Origin of the sequence: Blautia sp. Marseille-P3087, assembly GCF_900120195.1 — a bacterium.
Lineage (GTDB): Bacteria > Bacillota > Clostridia > Lachnospirales > Lachnospiraceae > Blautia_A.
In genome coordinates this window covers 1,557,918-1,575,373 of the sequence record NZ_LT635539.1, presented here as the reverse complement: position 1 = coordinate 1,575,373, position 17,456 = coordinate 1,557,918, and the positions used below count along the sequence as shown (strand labels likewise).

The following is a 17,456-nucleotide window of genomic DNA, read 5'->3' as shown; positions in this document are numbered from 1 at the left end:
CAACGGAATTTGGGAAGATGAATTGCCCCGTGGATGGGAAAGGCGTCAGGGGATCAATGAAATTGAGAGGATGAATTGACCCGTGGAACGGAAAGCTGTTAGGGGATCAACGAAATTGAGAGGATGAATTGCCCTGTGGATTGATAAGGTGTCAGGGAGTCAATGGAATCTAGGAAAAATGGATGACTTAGAGAAGAATAAATCTGACAAGAGTCAACGGGGCGCATGAAAATGGATGATCTGGAGAAGAGTAAGTCTGACAAAGGTCAACGGAATACATGAAAAGGGATGACTTAGACTACGGAAACTTGCTTGAAAGTCATTGAAGCAGGAGCTGGAAGATGACTCGGTTTGTGGGAGCGGAGTTCCAGGTCAACCAAATTTGTGGAGAAGAGCAGGAGACCAGGAAAATAACAGCAGAATATTAGCAGAGTAGCAGCAGAATAAATATCAGAACAATGCCGACTAATTACTGACATAGTAACCAGCAGAATGAAAAAACAGCAGGACATCTTCTCCATAAGGCAGAGAAGAATCCCGCTATTTTTATATACAGCAATATCATTTATACGAGAAATTGCTGATCTGAAACACCAGGAGAATTTTTCTAAGGGTGCTACATAAGACAAAGTCTCCGTCTTACATTTCGCCCAGGGGTTGCAAGGGGACTGGCAAGTCCCTTTGCGGTTTTTCTTTACACTTGCAAGTGTGAACTTGCGGGTTACAGGGAAGTACCCAGTGCTGCCTTCTTTACCTGAGTCAGTGCTTTGGACACGGCAGGAATAGAGATCACGATCACAGTGATGATTCCTTCTGCGAGCAGGTAGCTGTAGTTATATACGATCGGGTAGATAGCTGTGAGTGATTTCGGGAAATTATCCGGCATGTAGCTCATCCAGTACAGGTATCCGCCGAGTGCGTGGAAAAATCCTCGTGCGATCACAGCTGCGATGTAACCTTTCAGAAGGCCATGGCTCTGTTTTGCAAAGAAGCCGGCAATACCAAGAGCGGCGAATGCAAGGATGTAATCACAGCATACCTGGAAAAAGGAAAGTACATATGGTTCCTGAATGAACTGCAGGATTCCGTAAGCAAGACCAACGGTGATGCCGGTGCCTACGCCATACCAGTTAGCAACCAGTACGATGAAAAGCATACTGCAGAGTGTGACGCTTCCGCCCCATGGAAGGGTGAAGATTTTAAGATAAGAAGTAACAAAGGCAAGCGCCATTGCTACAGCACAGAAAACAAGCTGTCTTGTTGTGAGTTTTTTCTTTTCTGAATTTTTGCCTGCAAAGTAGATCGCGGCGAGGAACAGAACGATTCCTGCGATGATCGCGATGGCATATCCGGCTGTTGTCAGTCCGCCTTCGCTTGTTACCATAAAGCTGAACATAAAATAAGACCTCCCTCGTCTTCGACTGAAAACAAAAGAGATCATAAAATGTCACGCCTCCCCGTAATCGGGTCAAATGCACTTCAAATCGTCTAACGCATCCCTACGCTGGCATTATCCAAATCAGGTTATGGGTCGAAGTTACAAACTTCCTCTCAGCCTGTTGTACAAGCTCCCCTGTCATCAATCTGTATGTAATTAGAAATGTCTGAATAAACAGTATTCATCAGACAAATCCATTATAAACAAATATAATCTAACCGTCAAGTACTGCGGGAGGGTGTGACAATGAATCTTAGATTATTTAAAGTTTTTGACTTTAAACCCCAAAAGTGCTTGCGCTTAAGGGTTAATATGGGCTATACTGAGATAGTATCTGCCCGGAGTTTTTTCGGGTATGTGAGAAATGGAAGAGGGTTTAAAGTATGATAGTTACTCTGATTGAGAAAGTATATAGTTTTCTGTGGGGAGATCTGGTGCAGATTCCACTGCCGGGCGGCAGCACTCTGGGGATTTCGCTTCTGATTATATTACTGATTCCTACAGGAATTTATTTTACGGTTCGGACGCGTTTTCTGCCGATCCGGTTATTTCCGGATATGGTGCAGGCACTGGTCGAGAAGAAACAAGATAAAAACAGTTTGTCTTCATTTCAGACACTGATCGTTTCGACGGCAACCCGTGTCGGTATGGGAAATCTGGTCGGTGTTGTCGCGGCGATTTCAGCAGGCGGCGCCGGTGCGGTTTTCTGGATGTGGGTGACGGCAATTATCGGTTCGTCAACAGCTTTTATTGAAGCGACACTGGCACAGCTTTATAAAGAAAAAGATCCGCTGTACGGTGGTTACCGTGGCGGTCCGGCGTATTATATTCATGCATATGTAGAAGAAAAACAGAAGAAAAAGAGAAACAAAGTGGTAATTTCTGTGTTGTTTGCAATCTCCGGTCTGATATGCTGGTGCGGTATCAGTCAGGTAATCAGTAATTCCGTTGTTTCCTCTTTTAAAAATGCATTTTCAATTCCGCCGATCTATACGACGGTAGTACTCGTTGCTGTGGCTGCTGTGATCGTGCTTCGTAAAGATGCGACAGTTAAGATTCTGGATATGGTAGTGCCGGTCATGGCGGTATGCTATTTTGCAATCACGATTCTGATCATTGTGATGAATATTGGAAGTCTGCCAGGTGTTTTTGCAAGAATTTTTGCGGAAGCATTTGGATTCCGACAGGCTGCAGCAGGTGGTTTTGGCGCAGTTCTTATGAATGGAATCAAACGTGGATTGTTTTCGAATGAAGCAGGTTCCGGGTCTGCTCCGTGTGCGGCAGCAGCAGCGGAATGTGATCAGCCGGTCAAAGCCGGACTGGTTCAGGCGCTCGGTGTATTTGTCGATACGATCGTGATCTGCAGCTGTACAGCATTTATTATGCTGCTCGCACCGGAAGAGAAAGTTGTCGGACTTTCCGGAATGGGTCTTCTGCAGACGGCTATGGAACATCATCTTGGGCGGTTTGGCGTGATCTTTATTGCGGCAACGCTGTTTTTATTCAGTTTTTCAACATTCCTTGGCATCCTGTTTTATGCGAGAAGCAATGTTGCATACCTTTTTGGCGATAACTGGGCTTCACAGACTGCGTACAAAGTGCTGGCGCTTGTGATGCTGTTCATCGGCGGCCTTGCAGCTTACACATTTGTGTGGGATCTGGGTGATGTCGGAATCGGACTGATGACGGTCTTTAATATTATCATCTTGTATCCGCAGGGCGAGAAAGCTCTGAAAGAACTGAAAGAATACGAAAGAACGAAGAAAAAAGAATCCCCCACTCAGTGATGAGTGAGGGATTTTTTGAGGTTAAAATCAATAATAATCAACTGCTGTCACAACTTCGCTTCCGGAAGTGAAGTCTGTTGTAACGGAGAAGTCGTTGTAGGAATAAACACCGCCTACTTCGTTGCCGTTTGCATCATATGCAGGCTCATACTCAATTGGTGTACCGTATGCATCCATGAAGGAAGTGAAAGAATTTCCTACAGAGGAAGAAGCATCTCCTGAAGAAGTACTTGTACTGGAAGCGCCTGTATCAGAGCCTGAGTCAGTACCGGCAGATGCATCAGAGGAAGTACTGTCTGCAGAAGTTGATCCGTCAGAAGCAGTTCCATCTGTTGTGGTTCCATCTGCTGCTGCAGTGCCTGCAGCGTCTGTGCCGGAAGCGCCTGCTGCCGGAGTTACGGTTGGAGCTGGTGTAGCGGTAGGAGCAGGAGTGGCTGTAGGAGCCGGTGTAGCGGTGACTTCTGCTTCTGGTGTTATGGATACAGCCTGGCTGTCAGCAGGATCTTCTGCGGAAAAACCACAGCCCGCCATGGTGATCGATGCGGCAGCGATTGCTGAAAAAAGCAAAATGTTTCTTTTTTTCATAAGATAATCTCCCTTACTTAATAAATAATATATACCTCCCATTATGCGTTCTTTTTTCAACTTGTCAATATAATATGGAAAAAGTTTAGAAATAAAACACAAAATGTACATAAGAGGTTATTGTTAGCAGGTAATATTCCGCGAGGTGTTTTGCCATGAATATGGCAAAATCCCGAGACATACAGGGCAAAATGCCATCACCGAAGGTGATTTGAAACGCATTTTGACCAGGTTACTGTGAACGGAGTGAACAGTAATCATAAAAGAATCCAGTTGGAACACGAGGGAAGACTTGCCGACAACTGTCGGAAATGATATATTAGTAGAGAATGCAGGAGGTAGGGATATGTTTAAAGAAATCGGAGACGAGCGGACGTTTAATGGAATATTGAACCAGATCACGGATAATATCCAGAGAGGACGTCTGAAAGCGGGGGATGCGCTTCCGGCAGAACGAACGATGGCAGAGACAATGGGAGTGTCCCGACCGGCAGTACGTGAGGCGCTCAGAGCGCTGGAATTTCTTGGAATCATCAAACCGGTACCGGGCGGCGGTAATTATATAGCAGATGATCTTGATAGCTGGCTCATCGGGCCGTTATCGATTCTTTTTAAATTGAACAATGGTTATATCAGACAGAACCAGCAGCTTCGTGCAGCACTCGAAAGAGAATCGGCGATCCTTGCAGCAAGGAAATGTACACCACTGGATGCTGCAGAACTTCTGCGTATTCTGGCTCGGATGGATATGGCAGAGGATGAGAAGAGCCGCGGAGAGATTGATAAAGAATTACACACAAAGATTGCAAAGATTGCCAACAATCCGATGATCTTCAGCGTGCTTACGGCGGCAGATCAGCTTACAGAGAATACAATTTCCGGAATCCGGGATTATATTATGCAGAAAGATCACTCGGAAGTGCAGATCGATGAGCAGCATCGTCGGCTTGTAGAGGCGATAATAAATAACGATGACAGACAGGCAGAACTCTGCATGTCAGAACATATGGATACGATTGAAAAATGCATAGATGAAATGCAGCAAAAATAAACCGCAGAGATATACAGGAGGAAAATAAGATGGATTATGCCAAAGAATCACTGAGACTGCACAAAGAATGGAAGGGCAAGATTGAAGTCGTTACACGTGTACCGGCAGAAAATAAAGAAGACCTTTCTTTGGCCTATACACCGGGCGTAGCACAGCCATGTCTGGAAATCCAGAAGGATATTAATAAATCTTATGAACTTACCAGAAGATGGAACATGTGTCTGGTCGTTACAGATGGCTCCGCAATCCTCGGACTTGGCAACATCGGACCGGAAGCCGGAATGCCGGTTATGGAGGGCAAATGTGCACTCTTTAAAGCATTTGGTGATGTAGATGCATTTCCGCTGTGCATCAAGAGCAACGATGTTGATGAGATTGTCAATACGATCTATCTGATCTCCGGATCTTTTGGAGGAATCAACCTTGAAGATATTTCTGCTCCGAGATGTTTTGAAATCGAAAAGAAACTGAAAGAAAAATGTGACATTCCGGTATTCCATGATGACCAGCATGGAACTGCAATCGTCGTGGCTGCCGGTCTTACTAATGCACTTCGTTATGTACACAAAGAGTTTTCCGAGGCAAAAGTTGTGATCAACGGAGCAGGTTCCGCCGGTATTTCTATCTGTCGTCTGCTTCTTGAACTTGGAATAGGTGATGTGGTTCTTGTTGACCGTAATGGTATTCTTGCACCGGGTGAAGAATGGATGAATCCGGCACAGAAAGAAATGGCAGAGATCACAAACAAAGAGCGTCTGCACGGCGATTTGAAGACTGCCATGAAAGGCAGAGATATTTTTGTCGGTGTATCTGCACCGAATATTGTAACTTCGGAGATGGTAAGCACGATGGCAGATGATGCAATCGTATTTGCAATGGCAAACCCGACACCGGAAATCATGCCGGATGAAGCAAAAAAAGGCGGCGCGAAGGTTGTGGCAACCGGACGTTCTGATTTCCCGAACCAGATCAATAACGTACTGGTATTTCCGGGTGTATTCCGTGGTGCATTTGATGTGCGGGCAAGTGATATCAATGAAGAGATGAAGATTGCCGCATCAAAAGCAATTGCGGCACTGATCAGTGATGAAGAGCTGAGTGCGGACAACATCATTCCGAAGGCTTTTGACAAGCGTGTCGGACCGGCAGTAGCTAAAGCTGTTGCAGAGGCTGCCGGAAGAACAGGTGTTGCACGCATCTGATTTAATAAAGAAGGGACAGACTTTAGAATGAACAACTGGGAAAAAAATATCCGCAAGGTAGTTCCGTATACACCGGGTGAGCAGCCGAACCAGCCGGATATGATCAAATTAAATACAAACGAAAATCCATATCCTCCGGCACCGGGTGTAGCAGAGGTGCTTAAAAATACAGAGACAGATGCACTGAGACTTTATCCGGATCCTGCCGCAAAGGATCTGGTTCATGCGATCGCGGCTGAATATGGCATTTTGGATGAACAGGTGTTTGTAGGCGTCGGTTCAGATGATGTGCTTGCAATGAGCTTTCTGACATTTTTTAACAGTGAAAAACCGATCCTCTTTCCAGATATTACGTATTCTTTCTACGATGTATGGGCAGATCTGTTTCAGATTCCGTACGAGCGTCCGGAACTGGACGAACACTTCCATATAAAGAAAGAAGATTATTTCCGTGAAAACGGCGGCATTATTTTTCCAAATCCAAATGCACCGACCGGTGTGTCTCTGCCGCTTGATGAGATAGAAGAAATTATCTTACATAATCAGGATGTGATTGTGATCGTAGATGAAGCATATGTAGATTTTGGTACAGAATCAGCACTTTCCCTGATCGATAAATACGAGAATCTGCTGGTCGTTCAGACATTTTCCAAATCAAGATCCATGGCAGGTATGCGTATCGGATTTGCAATGGGAAGCCCGAAACTGATCGCTTATCTGAATGATGTGAAATATTCGTTCAACTCTTATACGATGAACCGCACATCGATTGAAGCAGGCGTGGCTGCGATCAAAGATCAGGCATATTTTCGTGAGACCTGCGATAAAATCATAGAGACAAGAGAATGGACAAAGCAGGAACTGAGAAACCTTGGCTTTACTTTTGAAGACTCAAAAGCCAACTTCATTTTTGCGTCCCATGTGAACTGTCCGGCAAAACAGCTGTTTCAGGCACTGCGGGAACAGCACGTTTATGTACGTTATTTTCCGGGTGGAAGAACAGATAATCACCTGCGCATTACAATCGGAACAAGAAAAGAAATGCAGACTTTCCTTGATTTCGTAAAAGAGTATTTCAAAAAGGAGAATTTATGGAAGTTTTAGTTCAGTGGTTTACGGATAACCTGTCACAGCATATTTCAAAGGAATTGATCATATTTATCATTTCCATGATCCCGATCCTGGAGCTTCGAGGAGGGCTTCTGGCTGCATCACTTCTGAAAGTATCAGCAGCAAAAGCCATCCCAATCTGTATTATGGGAAATATTATTCCGATTCCGTTTATTCTGCTCTTTATCCGTCAGATTTTTAAACTGATGAAAAAAACAAAGGTTTTCCGCGGACTGATCGAAAGACTGGAAAATCGTGCCATGGGAAAGAGCGACCAGATTAAACGATATGAATTCCTCGGACTACTTTTGTTTGTGGGAGTACCGCTTCCGGGAACCGGTGCATGGACGGGTTCTCTGATTGCTTCACTTCTGGAAGTCGACATCAAGAAATCATCTATTGCAATTTTGTGTGGACTGATCATGGCAACTGTGATCATGTATGTGGTTTCTTACGGAATCGTAGGCAACCTGATCCACTAAAAATTACTGTGATCGGGATTTTGCCATTATTCATGGCAAAACACCTCGCGGAATACTACCTGTGAACAGTAACATCTAAACTTCTGTTCTATCTGCTGGACAGAAGTTTCAAGTTGTGATAAAATATCTTCAAGTATCCAAAAGAAAACTCTTTCAGAGTTTTCTTTTGGCATTCTGAAATTCATGTCGAGTCAGACAGATATTCCTGAATAACTGGTATCAAATAAATAGGCCTTGAAAAGACTGAGAGGATTTTTATATGAGAGAAAAATATGAATCATTGTCCCTTGCTACATTAAAAGACCTTGCAAAGGCAAGAGGATTGAAGGGGATTTCTACTTTGAGAAAGCCGGAACTGATAGAGCGCATGCTCGAAGAAGACGAAAAGGAAAAGGCGTCTGCAGGCAGTGCGGAATCTAAGAATACTGAACACAGACAGGAAGAGTCCGCCAGAGAAGAAAACCGTGTTCGGGAACCACGTGCTTCTTATGATACATCAGAGAGAAAAAATTATCAGGAACGTACAGAGTACACCTACAAGAATCCGGCGGAGACAGCCCAGCTTGACAGCGGCGAGAAAGCAAATGGCATTCTGGAAGTACTTCCGGATGGATATGGATTTATTCGCTGTGCCAATTATCTGCCGGGTGAGAATGACATTTATGTATCTCCGTCCCAGATCAGACGTTTTAACTTAAAGACAGGAGATATCGTGCAGGGAAGCATCCGCATCAAGACACAGGGGGAGAAGTTCAGTGCGCTTCTCTATGTAAATTCCATCAATGGTTTCCCGCCGAGCGAAGGACAGAGAAGATATAATTTTGAAGATATGACCCCGATCTTCCCGAATGAGCGTCTGCGTATGGAGCGTCCGGGCGGTACAGTCGCAATGCGTATCATGGATCTGTTAAGTCCGATCGGTAAGGGACAGCGAGGCATGATCGTTTCTCCTCCGAAAGCAGGTAAGACGACACTTTTAAAGGATGTTGCAAAGTCTATTCTTAAGAATAATCCGTCCATGCATCTGATCATTCTTCTGATCGATGAGCGTCCGGAGGAAGTTACCGATATCAAAGAAGAAATCAAAGGCGATAACGTTGAAGTTATTTATTCTACATTTGACGAGCTTCCGGAGCACCACAGACGCGTTTCTGAGATGGTGGTTGAGCGTGCGCGCCGTCTGGTAGAGCATAAGCAGGAAGTCACGATCCTTCTTGATTCCATCACAAGACTTGCCAGAGCATACAATCTCTGCGTGACACCGAGCGGAAGGACACTGTCCGGCGGTCTTGATCCGGCAGCGCTTCACATGCCGAAGAGGTTTTTTGGTGCAGCCCGTAATATGAGAGAAGGCGGAAGTCTGACGATCCTTGCAACAGCACTCGTCGATACCGGAAGCAAGATGGACGATGTTATTTACGAGGAATTCAAGGGAACCGGTAACATGGAACTTGTACTTGACCGTAAATTACAGGAAAAGAGAGTTTTCCCGGCAATCGACATTCAGAAATCCGGAACGAGACGTGAGGACCTGCTTCTGACGAAGGACGAGCAGGAAGCCGTGTATAACATGCGCCGTGCACTCAACAGCCTCAAGGCAGAAGACGCGGTAGAACAGATTCTGAACATGTTTTCACGTACCAAAAACAATGCCGAATTTATACAGACTGCAAAAAAACAGAAATTTTTATAAACAGCTTGCATTTGCATATTGAGTGTGTTATAATCAGAAAGCTGCGAAATAGTAAATTCGTCAAATTAATACGAATAGAAAATAGAAGAATTATAGAGAGGTGAAAATCATGCGTGAAGGAATCCATCCAAACTACTATCAGGCAACTGTAACCTGCAACTGCGGAAACACATTTGTAACAGGATCTACTAAGAAAGATATCCATGTAGAAATCTGCTCCAAATGTCATCCATTCTATACAGGACAGCAGAAAGCAGCTCAGGCTCGCGGACGTATTGATAAGTTCAACAAGAAATACGGCTTAAACAAATAATCAGACAAGATAACGAAACAAGAGACAGGTTGAGGTTGGGGAAATCTCAGCCTGTTTTTGCTTTTCTGCCAAAATATGCAGGAGAAGCTGCCGGTGGCAGGTTCTTTGTAAGAGAATATATTTTTTATGGAGTGATATATGAAACCATCGAATATCGGCGGTCAGGCGGTAATGGAAGGCATTATGATGCGGCATAAGGATAAATATGCTGTTGCAGTGCGACGTCCTGATAAAGAAATAGAAATAAAAGTAGAAGACTATAAATGTACCTTCGGTAGAGCCGGATTTCTGAAATGGCCGATCATCCGCGGTGTGGTAAGTTTTGTGGATGGTCTGGTTGTTGGCACGAAATGTCTGATGTATTCTGCAGAGATTGCAGGAGATGAAGAAGACGAAAAAGAAGCAGCCAAAAACGCTGCACTTTCCGAAGAAGAACTTTCCGCAAAGAAAGCCAAAGAAGCGAAGCAGTTCCAGTGGCTTCTTTACATAACTGTGGCAATTTCAATCATATTTTCTGTGGCTGCATTTATGTTGTTACCGTATGCACTGGCCAGTCTGCTTCGGAAGGTTGGAGCCTCAGAGTTTGGCGTAACAGTAGCCGAAGCATTCGTGAAGCTCGCGCTTTTCCTGGGATATATGTTTCTGATTTCCAGAATGAAAGATATTCAGAGAACATTTATGTACCACGGTGCAGAGCATAAATGTATCAACTGTGTGGAACACGGACTTCCGCTTACGGTTGAGAACGTTATGGCCAGTTCCAGACAGCACAAGCGCTGCGGTACGAGCTTCCTGTTTCTGGTCATGCTGGTAAGTATCTGTCTTCATTTTGCATTTGTACTTGTTCCTGTTTACTGGGTACGCCTTTTCGGTCGTCTTCTGATGGTGCCGGTTGTATCCGGTATTTCCTTTGAAATCATTCAGTGGGCAGGCAGAACAGATACCAAATTTGCAGATATGATGAGCAAACCGGGACTTGCAATGCAGAAGCTGACAACGAAAGAACCGACTGCAGATATGGTTGAAGTAGCAATCAAAGCGGTAGAAGCAGTTTTTGACTGGAAAGATTACCTGAAAAGAGAATTCGACTGGGTTGACCCGGAAGAAAATAATGGAGAAGAACATGCGGACATATAAAGAAGTACTGGAAGATGGAATTCATCTTCTGGATGCGGCCGCGATTGAAGAAGCCGGGTTGGATGCCTGGCTTCTTCTGGAGTATGCGGCAGATATCAATCGTGCCTGGTATTATGCACATATGGATGAAATTCTGGATAAAAAGACAGAATCACGTTATCTGGAGATGTGTGCCAAACGTGCACAGCATATTCCATTGCAGCATATTACCGGCAGGGCTTATTTTATGGGATATGAATTCTGTGTAGATGAGCGTGTGCTGGTGCCGCGTCAGGATACGGAAGTACTGGTCGAAACAGCACTCACACATTTAAAGGACAGCCGTTCACCGAAAATCCTTGATATGTGTACCGGTTCCGGCTGCATTTTGCTCAGTCTTCTTATGGAGAGGCAGGATGCGTCAGGAACCGGTGTGGATGTATCGGAGGGGGCACTTACTGTCGCAAAGCAGAACAGAATGCATCTGCAGCTTGAAAATCGTGCGGAATTTGTGCAGAGTGATCTGTTTTCCGGTGACTATTTTGAGAAAAACAGTGGAAATACAGCTGTGGAATATGATATGCTTATCTCGAATCCGCCCTATATCCCATCGGGAGACATTCCGGGGCTTATGGAGGAAGTGCGTTCCCATGATCCGGTGCTTGCGCTGGATGGGAAAGAAGACGGACTGTTTTTTTACAGAGAGATCACCGCGCAGGCAGGGAAATATCTGCGGGCGGGCGGATGGCTGATGTATGAGATCGGCTGTGATCAGGGAGAGTCCGTCCCGGAGATCATGAAAGCAAATGATTTTGTTAATGTAGAAGTAATACAGGATCTGTCAGGACTTGACAGAGTCGTGATCGGACAGAAAAAGTAAATACAGGAGGAACAGGATGTTTGATAAATTAGAGGACCTGCTTGTTCGCTTCGAGGAAGTTCTGAATGAACTCGGAGAACCGGGTGTAACAGATAATCAGGAACGTTTCCAGAAGCTTATGAAAGAACAGAGTGAACTGCAGCCTATTGTAGACACCTACAAAGAATACAAAGAAAATAAAGAAACCATTCAGGACAGCTTATCGATGCTGGAAGAAGAAAAGGATGAAGAAATGCGCGAGATGCTGAAGGAAGAGTTGTCTGATGCAAAGAAGCGTGTGGAAGAACTGGAAAAAGAACTGAAGATTCTTCTTCTTCCGAAAGACCCGAATGACAGCAAGAATGTTATCGTTGAGATCCGTGCCGGCGCCGGCGGAGATGAGGCGGCACTGTTTGCAGCAGAGATTTACCGTATGTATGTGAAATACGCAGAATCACGCCGCTGGAAGACGGAGATGATGAGTCTCAATGAGAACGGAATCGGCGGATTTAAGGAAGTTACATTTATGATCCAGGGACAGGGGGCATATTCCAGACTGAAATATGAGAGTGGTGTACACCGTGTACAGCGAGTTCCGGAGACAGAATCAGGCGGACGTATCCATACATCCACCTGCACCGTTGCAATCATGCCGGAGGCAGAGGAGATTGACTTCCATCTGGATATGAATGACTGTAAATTTGATGTGTTCCGTGCATCCGGAAACGGTGGACAGTGTGTCAACACTACAGACTCTGCAGTACGTCTGACCCATATCCCAACCGGAATCGTGATTTCCTGTCAGGATGAGAAATCACAGCTTAAGAATAAAGACAAGGCACTGAAAGTTCTGCGTTCCCGTCTGTATGAGATGGAACTTGCAAAGCAGCATGATGCAGAGGCTGAGGCAAGAAGAAGCCAGATCGGTACCGGAGACCGTTCCGAGAAGATCCGTACCTACAATTTCCCACAGGGACGTGTGACAGATCACCGTATCAAACTGACACTGCACCGTCTGGATGGAATCCTCGGAGGAGATCTGGATGAAATTCTTGACAGCCTGATTGCAGCTGACCAGGCAGCAAAACTCAGTTCTTTAAATGAAGAACAGTAAATGCATGTAAAATATATGCGTAAATAATACAGAAAAATATGTAAAGTGTATAATGGGAGGAAATTTACATGAAAAAAACAGCATTGGTAATCATGGCAGCAGGAATCGGAAGTCGCTTCGGAAAGGGCATCAAGCAGCTTGCACCGGTAGGACCGAATGGTGAGATCATTATGGATTATTCCATTCATGACGCGTTGGAGGCAGGATTTAATAAAGTTGTCTTTATTATCCGTAAGGATCTGGAAGAAGAATTCCGCCGTGTCATCGGAGAAAGAATCGAAAAGATCACAGAAGTAGAATATGCATTCCAGTCACTTGAGAATCTTCCGGATGGATTCAGCAAACCGGCAGACCGTACCAAACCATGGGGAACCGGCCAGGCAGTCCTTGCCGCACGGGAAGTGCTGGATGAGCCTTTTGTTGTAATCAATGCAGACGATTACTATGGAAAGGAAGCATATGTAAAAGTACATGAATATCTGGTACAGGAACAGCCGCAGGATGATAAAATTCATATCTGTATGGCAGGATTCCGTCTTGGAAATACACTGAGTGATAACGGAAGTGTTACACGTGGTGTGTGCCACATCGAAAATGGTGCACTGACAGGTGTTACAGAGACACATAATATCTTTAAGACTGCTGAAGGTGCTGAAACACGCAGCGATGACGGTACAGTAGAAAAACTGGATGTTAAGAGCCTGGTTTCCATGAATATGTGGGGACTTACTCCGGCATTTATGGATACACTGGAAAAAGGTTTTGTTGAATTTCTTGAGGATCTGAAACCAGAAGATATTAAGAAAGAATACCTTCTTCCGGTTATGATCGATGAGCTGATCCAGAAGGGAGAGGCAACTGTTGATGTACTGGAGAGCAGGGACACCTGGTTTGGTGTAACTTATCAGGAAGACAAGGCTTCTGTGACAGAGGCTTTTGCTGAGCTGGTCAAAAAAGGAGTTTATCCGGCTGATCTTTACAAATAAGCAGGACAACGCATTAGATATGCGCGGATAAGGAGGAAAATAATGGGCAAATATTTTGGAACAGATGGTTTTCGTGGGGAAGCAAATATACAGTTAACAGTAGATCATGCTTTCAAAGTCGGCAGATATGTCGGCTGGTACTATGGCCGTGAACATAAGGCCAAGATCGTAATCGGCAAGGATACCAGACGCAGCAGCTATATGTTTGAGTATGCACTGGTTGCCGGACTGACGGCTTCCGGAGCAGATGCATATCTGCTTCATGTAACGACAACACCGAGTGTTTCATACGCGGTTCGCACAGAGAATTTTGACTGCGGAATTATGATCTCTGCAAGTCATAATCCATTTTACGATAATGGAATCAAGCTTCTGAACGGTAACGGACAGAAGATTGAAGCAGAAGTAGAGGCAAGAATCGAAGCATATCTGGATGGCAAGATCGAAGATCTTCCATATGCAACACGCGAAGATATCGGACGTACCGTGGATTATGCTTCCGGACGTAACCGTTATATCGGTTATCTGATTTCTATTCCGTGCCGTGACTTCAAAAACATTAAAGTCGGACTGGATTGTTCCAACGGAAGTTCTTCTGCAATCGCAAAAAGTGTATTTGACGCACTTCGTGCAAAGACTTATGTGATCAACAATGATCCGGACGGAACCAACATCAATCGTGGCTGTGGTTCCACGCATATCGAAGTACTGCAGAAATATGTGGTTGAGAATGGGCTGGATGTCGGTTTTGCCTATGACGGAGATGCAGACCGCTGTATTGCGGTAGACCATAAGGGAAATATCATTGATGGTGACAAGATTTTGTATGTATGTGGTAAATTCCTGAAATCACAGGGCAAATTAAACGGCAATACTGTTGTTACGACCGTTATGTCCAACATGGGACTTTATAAAGCATTTGAAAGTGAAGACATCAACTATGAGCAGACTGCCGTAGGTGACAAATACGTAGCAGAAAATATGCTCGAAAACAATTACAGTATTGGTGGCGAGCAGTCCGGACACGTGATTTTCAGCCGTTATGCAGCTACCGGTGACGGAATCCTGACTTCTCTTATGATCATGGAAGCCTGCGTAGAGCAGAAAGCAACTCTCTGTGATCTTGCAAAAGAGATGAAAGTATATCCGCAGATCCTGCGCAATGTGCGTGTAGCCGATAAGAAAACTGCAAGAGAGAACCCGAAGGTTGTCGAAGCAGTAGAAGCAGCTGCAAGAGCACTGAGTACAGAAGGACGTATTCTTGTAAGGGAAAGTGGTACAGAGCCGCTGATCCGTGTCATGGTAGAAGCCGGAACAGAGGAAATCTGTGCAGAGCACGTAAATAATGTAGTACGTGTCATGGAAGAAGAAGGACTTATTGTAGAATAAAGGATATTGATGAATAAAAAAAATATTATAAAAATGGGAACAGCCGGTCTCTGTATGCTCATGCTGACCGGCTGCGGGGGGCAGAATAAGAAGACTTACGACCAGGCTGTAACAGATCTTGAGCAGGGAAGTTATGACTATGCGCTGGAAGGTTACAAGTCTTCGATCACTGCCGGATATAAAAGTGCGCAGTCGTATCGTGGGGCAGGTATAGCAAGCCTTCATCTCGGCAATTACCAGGATGCGATCGACTATCTCACCAGTGGACTGAATGATGAAAAAGCAGGCAAAACATTGAAAAAGGACATGCTTGCTTATCGTGCGACTGCAGAGATGAAATCAGAGCTTTTTGATGCTGCAATGGCAGACTGCCAGACCATCGCCGAAGATTACGCGATGGATGCAGACACGTATTATCTGACTGGCTGTGTGGCACTTGCCATGGATTCTTATGATGAGGCATCCACTAATTTTACTGATGCGTATGATGCTGATGCGTCCTATGAGATGGCGATCGAGATCTATGAGGCATATCTCGAAAAAGACATGGAGGCAGACGGTACACGTTATCTGGAGACTGCATTACAGACAGAAGCCAAAACTGCAGACGATTACTGCGACCGGGGAAAAGCTTATTACTATATGCAGGATTACAGCAATGCAAAGAAAGAACTGACAGAAGCGGTCAACAAAAAGAGCACAGAGGGAATCCTGCTTCTCGGTATGGTTTATAAAGCACAGGGTGATACAGCCAATGCACGCGCCATGTACCAGCAGTATATTGAGACGGAGGGAAGCTCTCCGGCAAAAGGTTACAATGGTCTTGCACTCTGTGATATTGATGACGGCAATTACGATAATGCACTGACAGATATCACAAATGGTCTTGCAGACGCTTCTACAGAGGAAATGCAGGATCTTCTGTATAATGAAGTTGTGGTTTATGAGAAAAAACTGGATTTTGCCACAGCATTGAGTAAGATACAGGAGTATCTCAAGATGTTCCCGGATGATGAAAATGCATCCAAAGAGCTTATTTTCCTTCAGTCGAGAAACGGAGGCTGAGTATGCAGTTTTACGAGTTTAAAGATATAGAAGAACGGGTCGTTCTGATCGGCGTGCAGACAAGCGAAGACGAGGATGTCGCCGTATCTCTTGACGAGCTGGAAGAACTGGCAGAGACTGCCGGTGCAGTGACTGTGGCAAAGGTGATACAGAATCGTGAGGCAGTCCACCCGGGTACCTATATCGGCAAGGGTAAGATCGAAGAAGTTGCGGCACTTATTCAGGCATATGACGCAAACGGTGTGATCTGTGATGATGAACTTTCGCCGGCGCAGCTCAATAATCTTGAGCGTGAACTGGACTGCAAAGTAATGGATCGTACACTTCTGATTCTTGATATATTTGCGGCGCGTGCAGTAAGCAGTGAGGGAAAAATCCAGGTCGAGCTGGCACAGCTCCGCTATCGCGCGGCGCGTCTTGTCGGCTTACGTGAATCTCTGTCCAGACTCGGTGGTGGAATCGGTACGCGAGGACCCGGTGAAAAAAAACTGGAAACAGACCGACGTCTGATCCGAACCAGAATTTCAGCACTGAAAGCCGAGTTATTTCAGGTTGAGAAGCACAGAGAACTGATCCGCGGTAAAAGAAGTCGCGGCAATTTAAAGACTGCAGCGATTGTCGGCTACACGAATGCCGGTAAATCTACTCTTTTAAATACGCTGACCGGAGCAGGAATCCTGGCAGAGGACAAGTTATTTGCGACACTTGATCCGACGACAAGAGTACTGGAATTAAAAGACGGGCAGCAGATCCTTCTGACCGACACTGTAGGGTTTATACGGAAGCTGCCGCATCACCTTGTAGAAGCCTTTAAAAGCACGCTGGAGGAGGCAAAGTATGCCGACTATATCATTCATGTCGTAGACGCGTCAAATCCGCAGGCAGAGCTTCAGATGCACACAGTATACGAGACACTTCGTGAACTCGGTGCAACCGGAAAAAAGATCATCACTCTTCTGAACAAGCAGGATCAGGTAAAAGATATCCAGATCCGGGATCTTCAGGCAGATTATACTGTAAAGTGTTCTGCACGTACAGGGGAAGGTCTGGAAGAGTTTAAAGACGTTCTTGCAAAAATTCTTGCTGAGAGCCAGATTTATCTGGAAGAATTATTTTCTTACAAAGAGGCAGGAAAAATTCAGCTGATACGTGAATATGGAAGCCTTCTTTCAGAGGAATATACAGCCGACGGAATAGCCGTAAAAGCCCGTGTTCCTGCGGAAATCTTCGTTTCCGTGCTCCCTGAAAGTCACTGAAAATACAAAT

16 protein-coding genes and 1 riboswitch are annotated in these 17,456 nt (G+C 45.0%); of the genes, 14 read left to right on the top strand and 2 right to left on the bottom strand.

Annotated elements, in window-relative coordinates:
* Positions 1 to 721 precede the first annotated feature (721 nt).
* Positions 722 to 1,396, bottom strand: coding sequence for an energy-coupled thiamine transporter ThiT (locus BQ7344_RS07495; protein WP_072522086.1), 675 nt, complete (start codon positions 1,394 to 1,396; stop codon positions 722 to 724).
* Between the two features lie 83 nt (positions 1,397 to 1,479).
* Positions 1,480 to 1,585, bottom strand: a riboswitch (TPP riboswitch).
* Positions 1,586 to 1,821: 236 nt separating this feature from the next.
* Between BQ7344_RS07495 and BQ7344_RS07490 the strand changes: the two genes are divergently transcribed.
* Complete coding sequence (locus BQ7344_RS07490; RefSeq protein WP_072522085.1) at positions 1,822 to 3,225, top strand: alanine/glycine:cation symporter family protein; 1,404 nt, start codon at positions 1,822 to 1,824, stop codon at positions 3,223 to 3,225.
* Positions 3,226 to 3,252: 27 nt separating this feature from the next.
* Here the strand turns inward: BQ7344_RS07490 and BQ7344_RS07485 are convergent, their stop codons facing one another.
* On the bottom strand, positions 3,253 to 3,810 hold the full coding sequence (locus BQ7344_RS07485) for a hypothetical protein (RefSeq protein ID WP_072522084.1): 558 nt from the start codon (positions 3,808 to 3,810) through the stop codon (positions 3,253 to 3,255).
* Between the two features lie 346 nt (positions 3,811 to 4,156).
* On the opposite strand from BQ7344_RS07485, the gene BQ7344_RS07480 reads away from it, so the two are divergent.
* The 13 genes from BQ7344_RS07480 to hflX all read left to right on the top strand — a co-directional run bounded on the left by BQ7344_RS07480 (position 4,157) and on the right by hflX (position 17,446).
* On the top strand, positions 4,157 to 4,861 hold the full coding sequence (locus tag BQ7344_RS07480; RefSeq protein ID WP_072522083.1) for a FadR/GntR family transcriptional regulator: 705 nt from the start codon (positions 4,157 to 4,159) through the stop codon (positions 4,859 to 4,861).
* A 29-nt stretch (positions 4,862 to 4,890) separates the two neighbouring features.
* Complete coding sequence (locus BQ7344_RS07475; RefSeq protein ID WP_072522082.1) at positions 4,891 to 6,063, top strand: NAD(P)-dependent malic enzyme; 1,173 nt, start codon at positions 4,891 to 4,893, stop codon at positions 6,061 to 6,063.
* Positions 6,064 to 6,090: 27 nt separating this feature from the next.
* Entirely contained in the window at positions 6,091 to 7,167 is a 1,077-nt protein-coding gene (hisC, locus tag BQ7344_RS07470; protein WP_072522081.1) for a histidinol-phosphate transaminase, read from the top strand.
* Complete coding sequence (locus tag BQ7344_RS07465; RefSeq protein ID WP_072522080.1) at positions 7,155 to 7,655, top strand: COG2426 family protein; 501 nt, start codon at positions 7,155 to 7,157, stop codon at positions 7,653 to 7,655. Before hisC ends, BQ7344_RS07465 begins: the two co-directional genes overlap by 13 nt.
* Before the next feature lie 259 nt (positions 7,656 to 7,914).
* Positions 7,915 to 9,348, top strand: coding sequence for a transcription termination factor Rho (gene rho / locus BQ7344_RS07460; RefSeq protein WP_072522079.1), 1,434 nt, complete (start codon positions 7,915 to 7,917; stop codon positions 9,346 to 9,348).
* Between the two features lie 109 nt (positions 9,349 to 9,457).
* On the top strand, positions 9,458 to 9,661 hold the full coding sequence (gene rpmE / locus BQ7344_RS07455) for a 50S ribosomal protein L31 (protein WP_015541906.1): 204 nt from the start codon (positions 9,458 to 9,460) through the stop codon (positions 9,659 to 9,661).
* 138 nt (positions 9,662 to 9,799) lie between these two features.
* The gene (locus BQ7344_RS07450) at positions 9,800 to 10,798 is read left to right on the top strand and encodes a DUF1385 domain-containing protein (protein ID WP_072522078.1); all 999 of its coding nucleotides are present in this window, start codon (positions 9,800 to 9,802) and stop codon (positions 10,796 to 10,798) included.
* Positions 10,785 to 11,657 (top strand): peptide chain release factor N(5)-glutamine methyltransferase, encoded by an 873-nt coding sequence (gene prmC / locus BQ7344_RS07445; protein ID WP_072522077.1) that lies wholly within the window; start codon positions 10,785 to 10,787, stop codon positions 11,655 to 11,657. Before BQ7344_RS07450 ends, prmC begins: the two co-directional genes overlap by 14 nt.
* Positions 11,658 to 11,673: 16 nt before the next feature.
* Complete coding sequence (prfA, locus tag BQ7344_RS07440; RefSeq protein ID WP_072522076.1) at positions 11,674 to 12,750, top strand: peptide chain release factor 1; 1,077 nt, start codon at positions 11,674 to 11,676, stop codon at positions 12,748 to 12,750.
* Positions 12,751 to 12,818: 68 nt separating this feature from the next.
* Positions 12,819 to 13,736: a nucleotidyltransferase family protein gene (locus BQ7344_RS07435; RefSeq protein WP_072522075.1), complete on the top strand. Its 918-nt coding sequence runs from the start codon at positions 12,819 to 12,821 to the stop codon at positions 13,734 to 13,736.
* Between the two features lie 42 nt (positions 13,737 to 13,778).
* Positions 13,779 to 15,125 (top strand): phosphoglucosamine mutase, encoded by a 1,347-nt coding sequence (glmM, locus tag BQ7344_RS07430; RefSeq protein ID WP_072522074.1) that lies wholly within the window; start codon positions 13,779 to 13,781, stop codon positions 15,123 to 15,125.
* 9 nt (positions 15,126 to 15,134) lie between these two features.
* A complete protein-coding gene (locus BQ7344_RS07425; RefSeq protein WP_072522073.1) occupies positions 15,135 to 16,190 on the top strand; it encodes a tetratricopeptide repeat protein in 1,056 nt (351 codons plus the stop codon).
* A gap of 2 nt (positions 16,191 to 16,192) precedes the next feature.
* Positions 16,193 to 17,446 carry a GTPase HflX gene (gene hflX / locus BQ7344_RS07420; protein WP_072522072.1) on the top strand — a complete coding sequence of 418 codons (1,254 nt, stop codon included), beginning with the start codon at positions 16,193 to 16,195 and terminating at the stop codon, positions 17,444 to 17,446.
* Positions 17,447 to 17,456 lie beyond the last annotated feature (10 nt).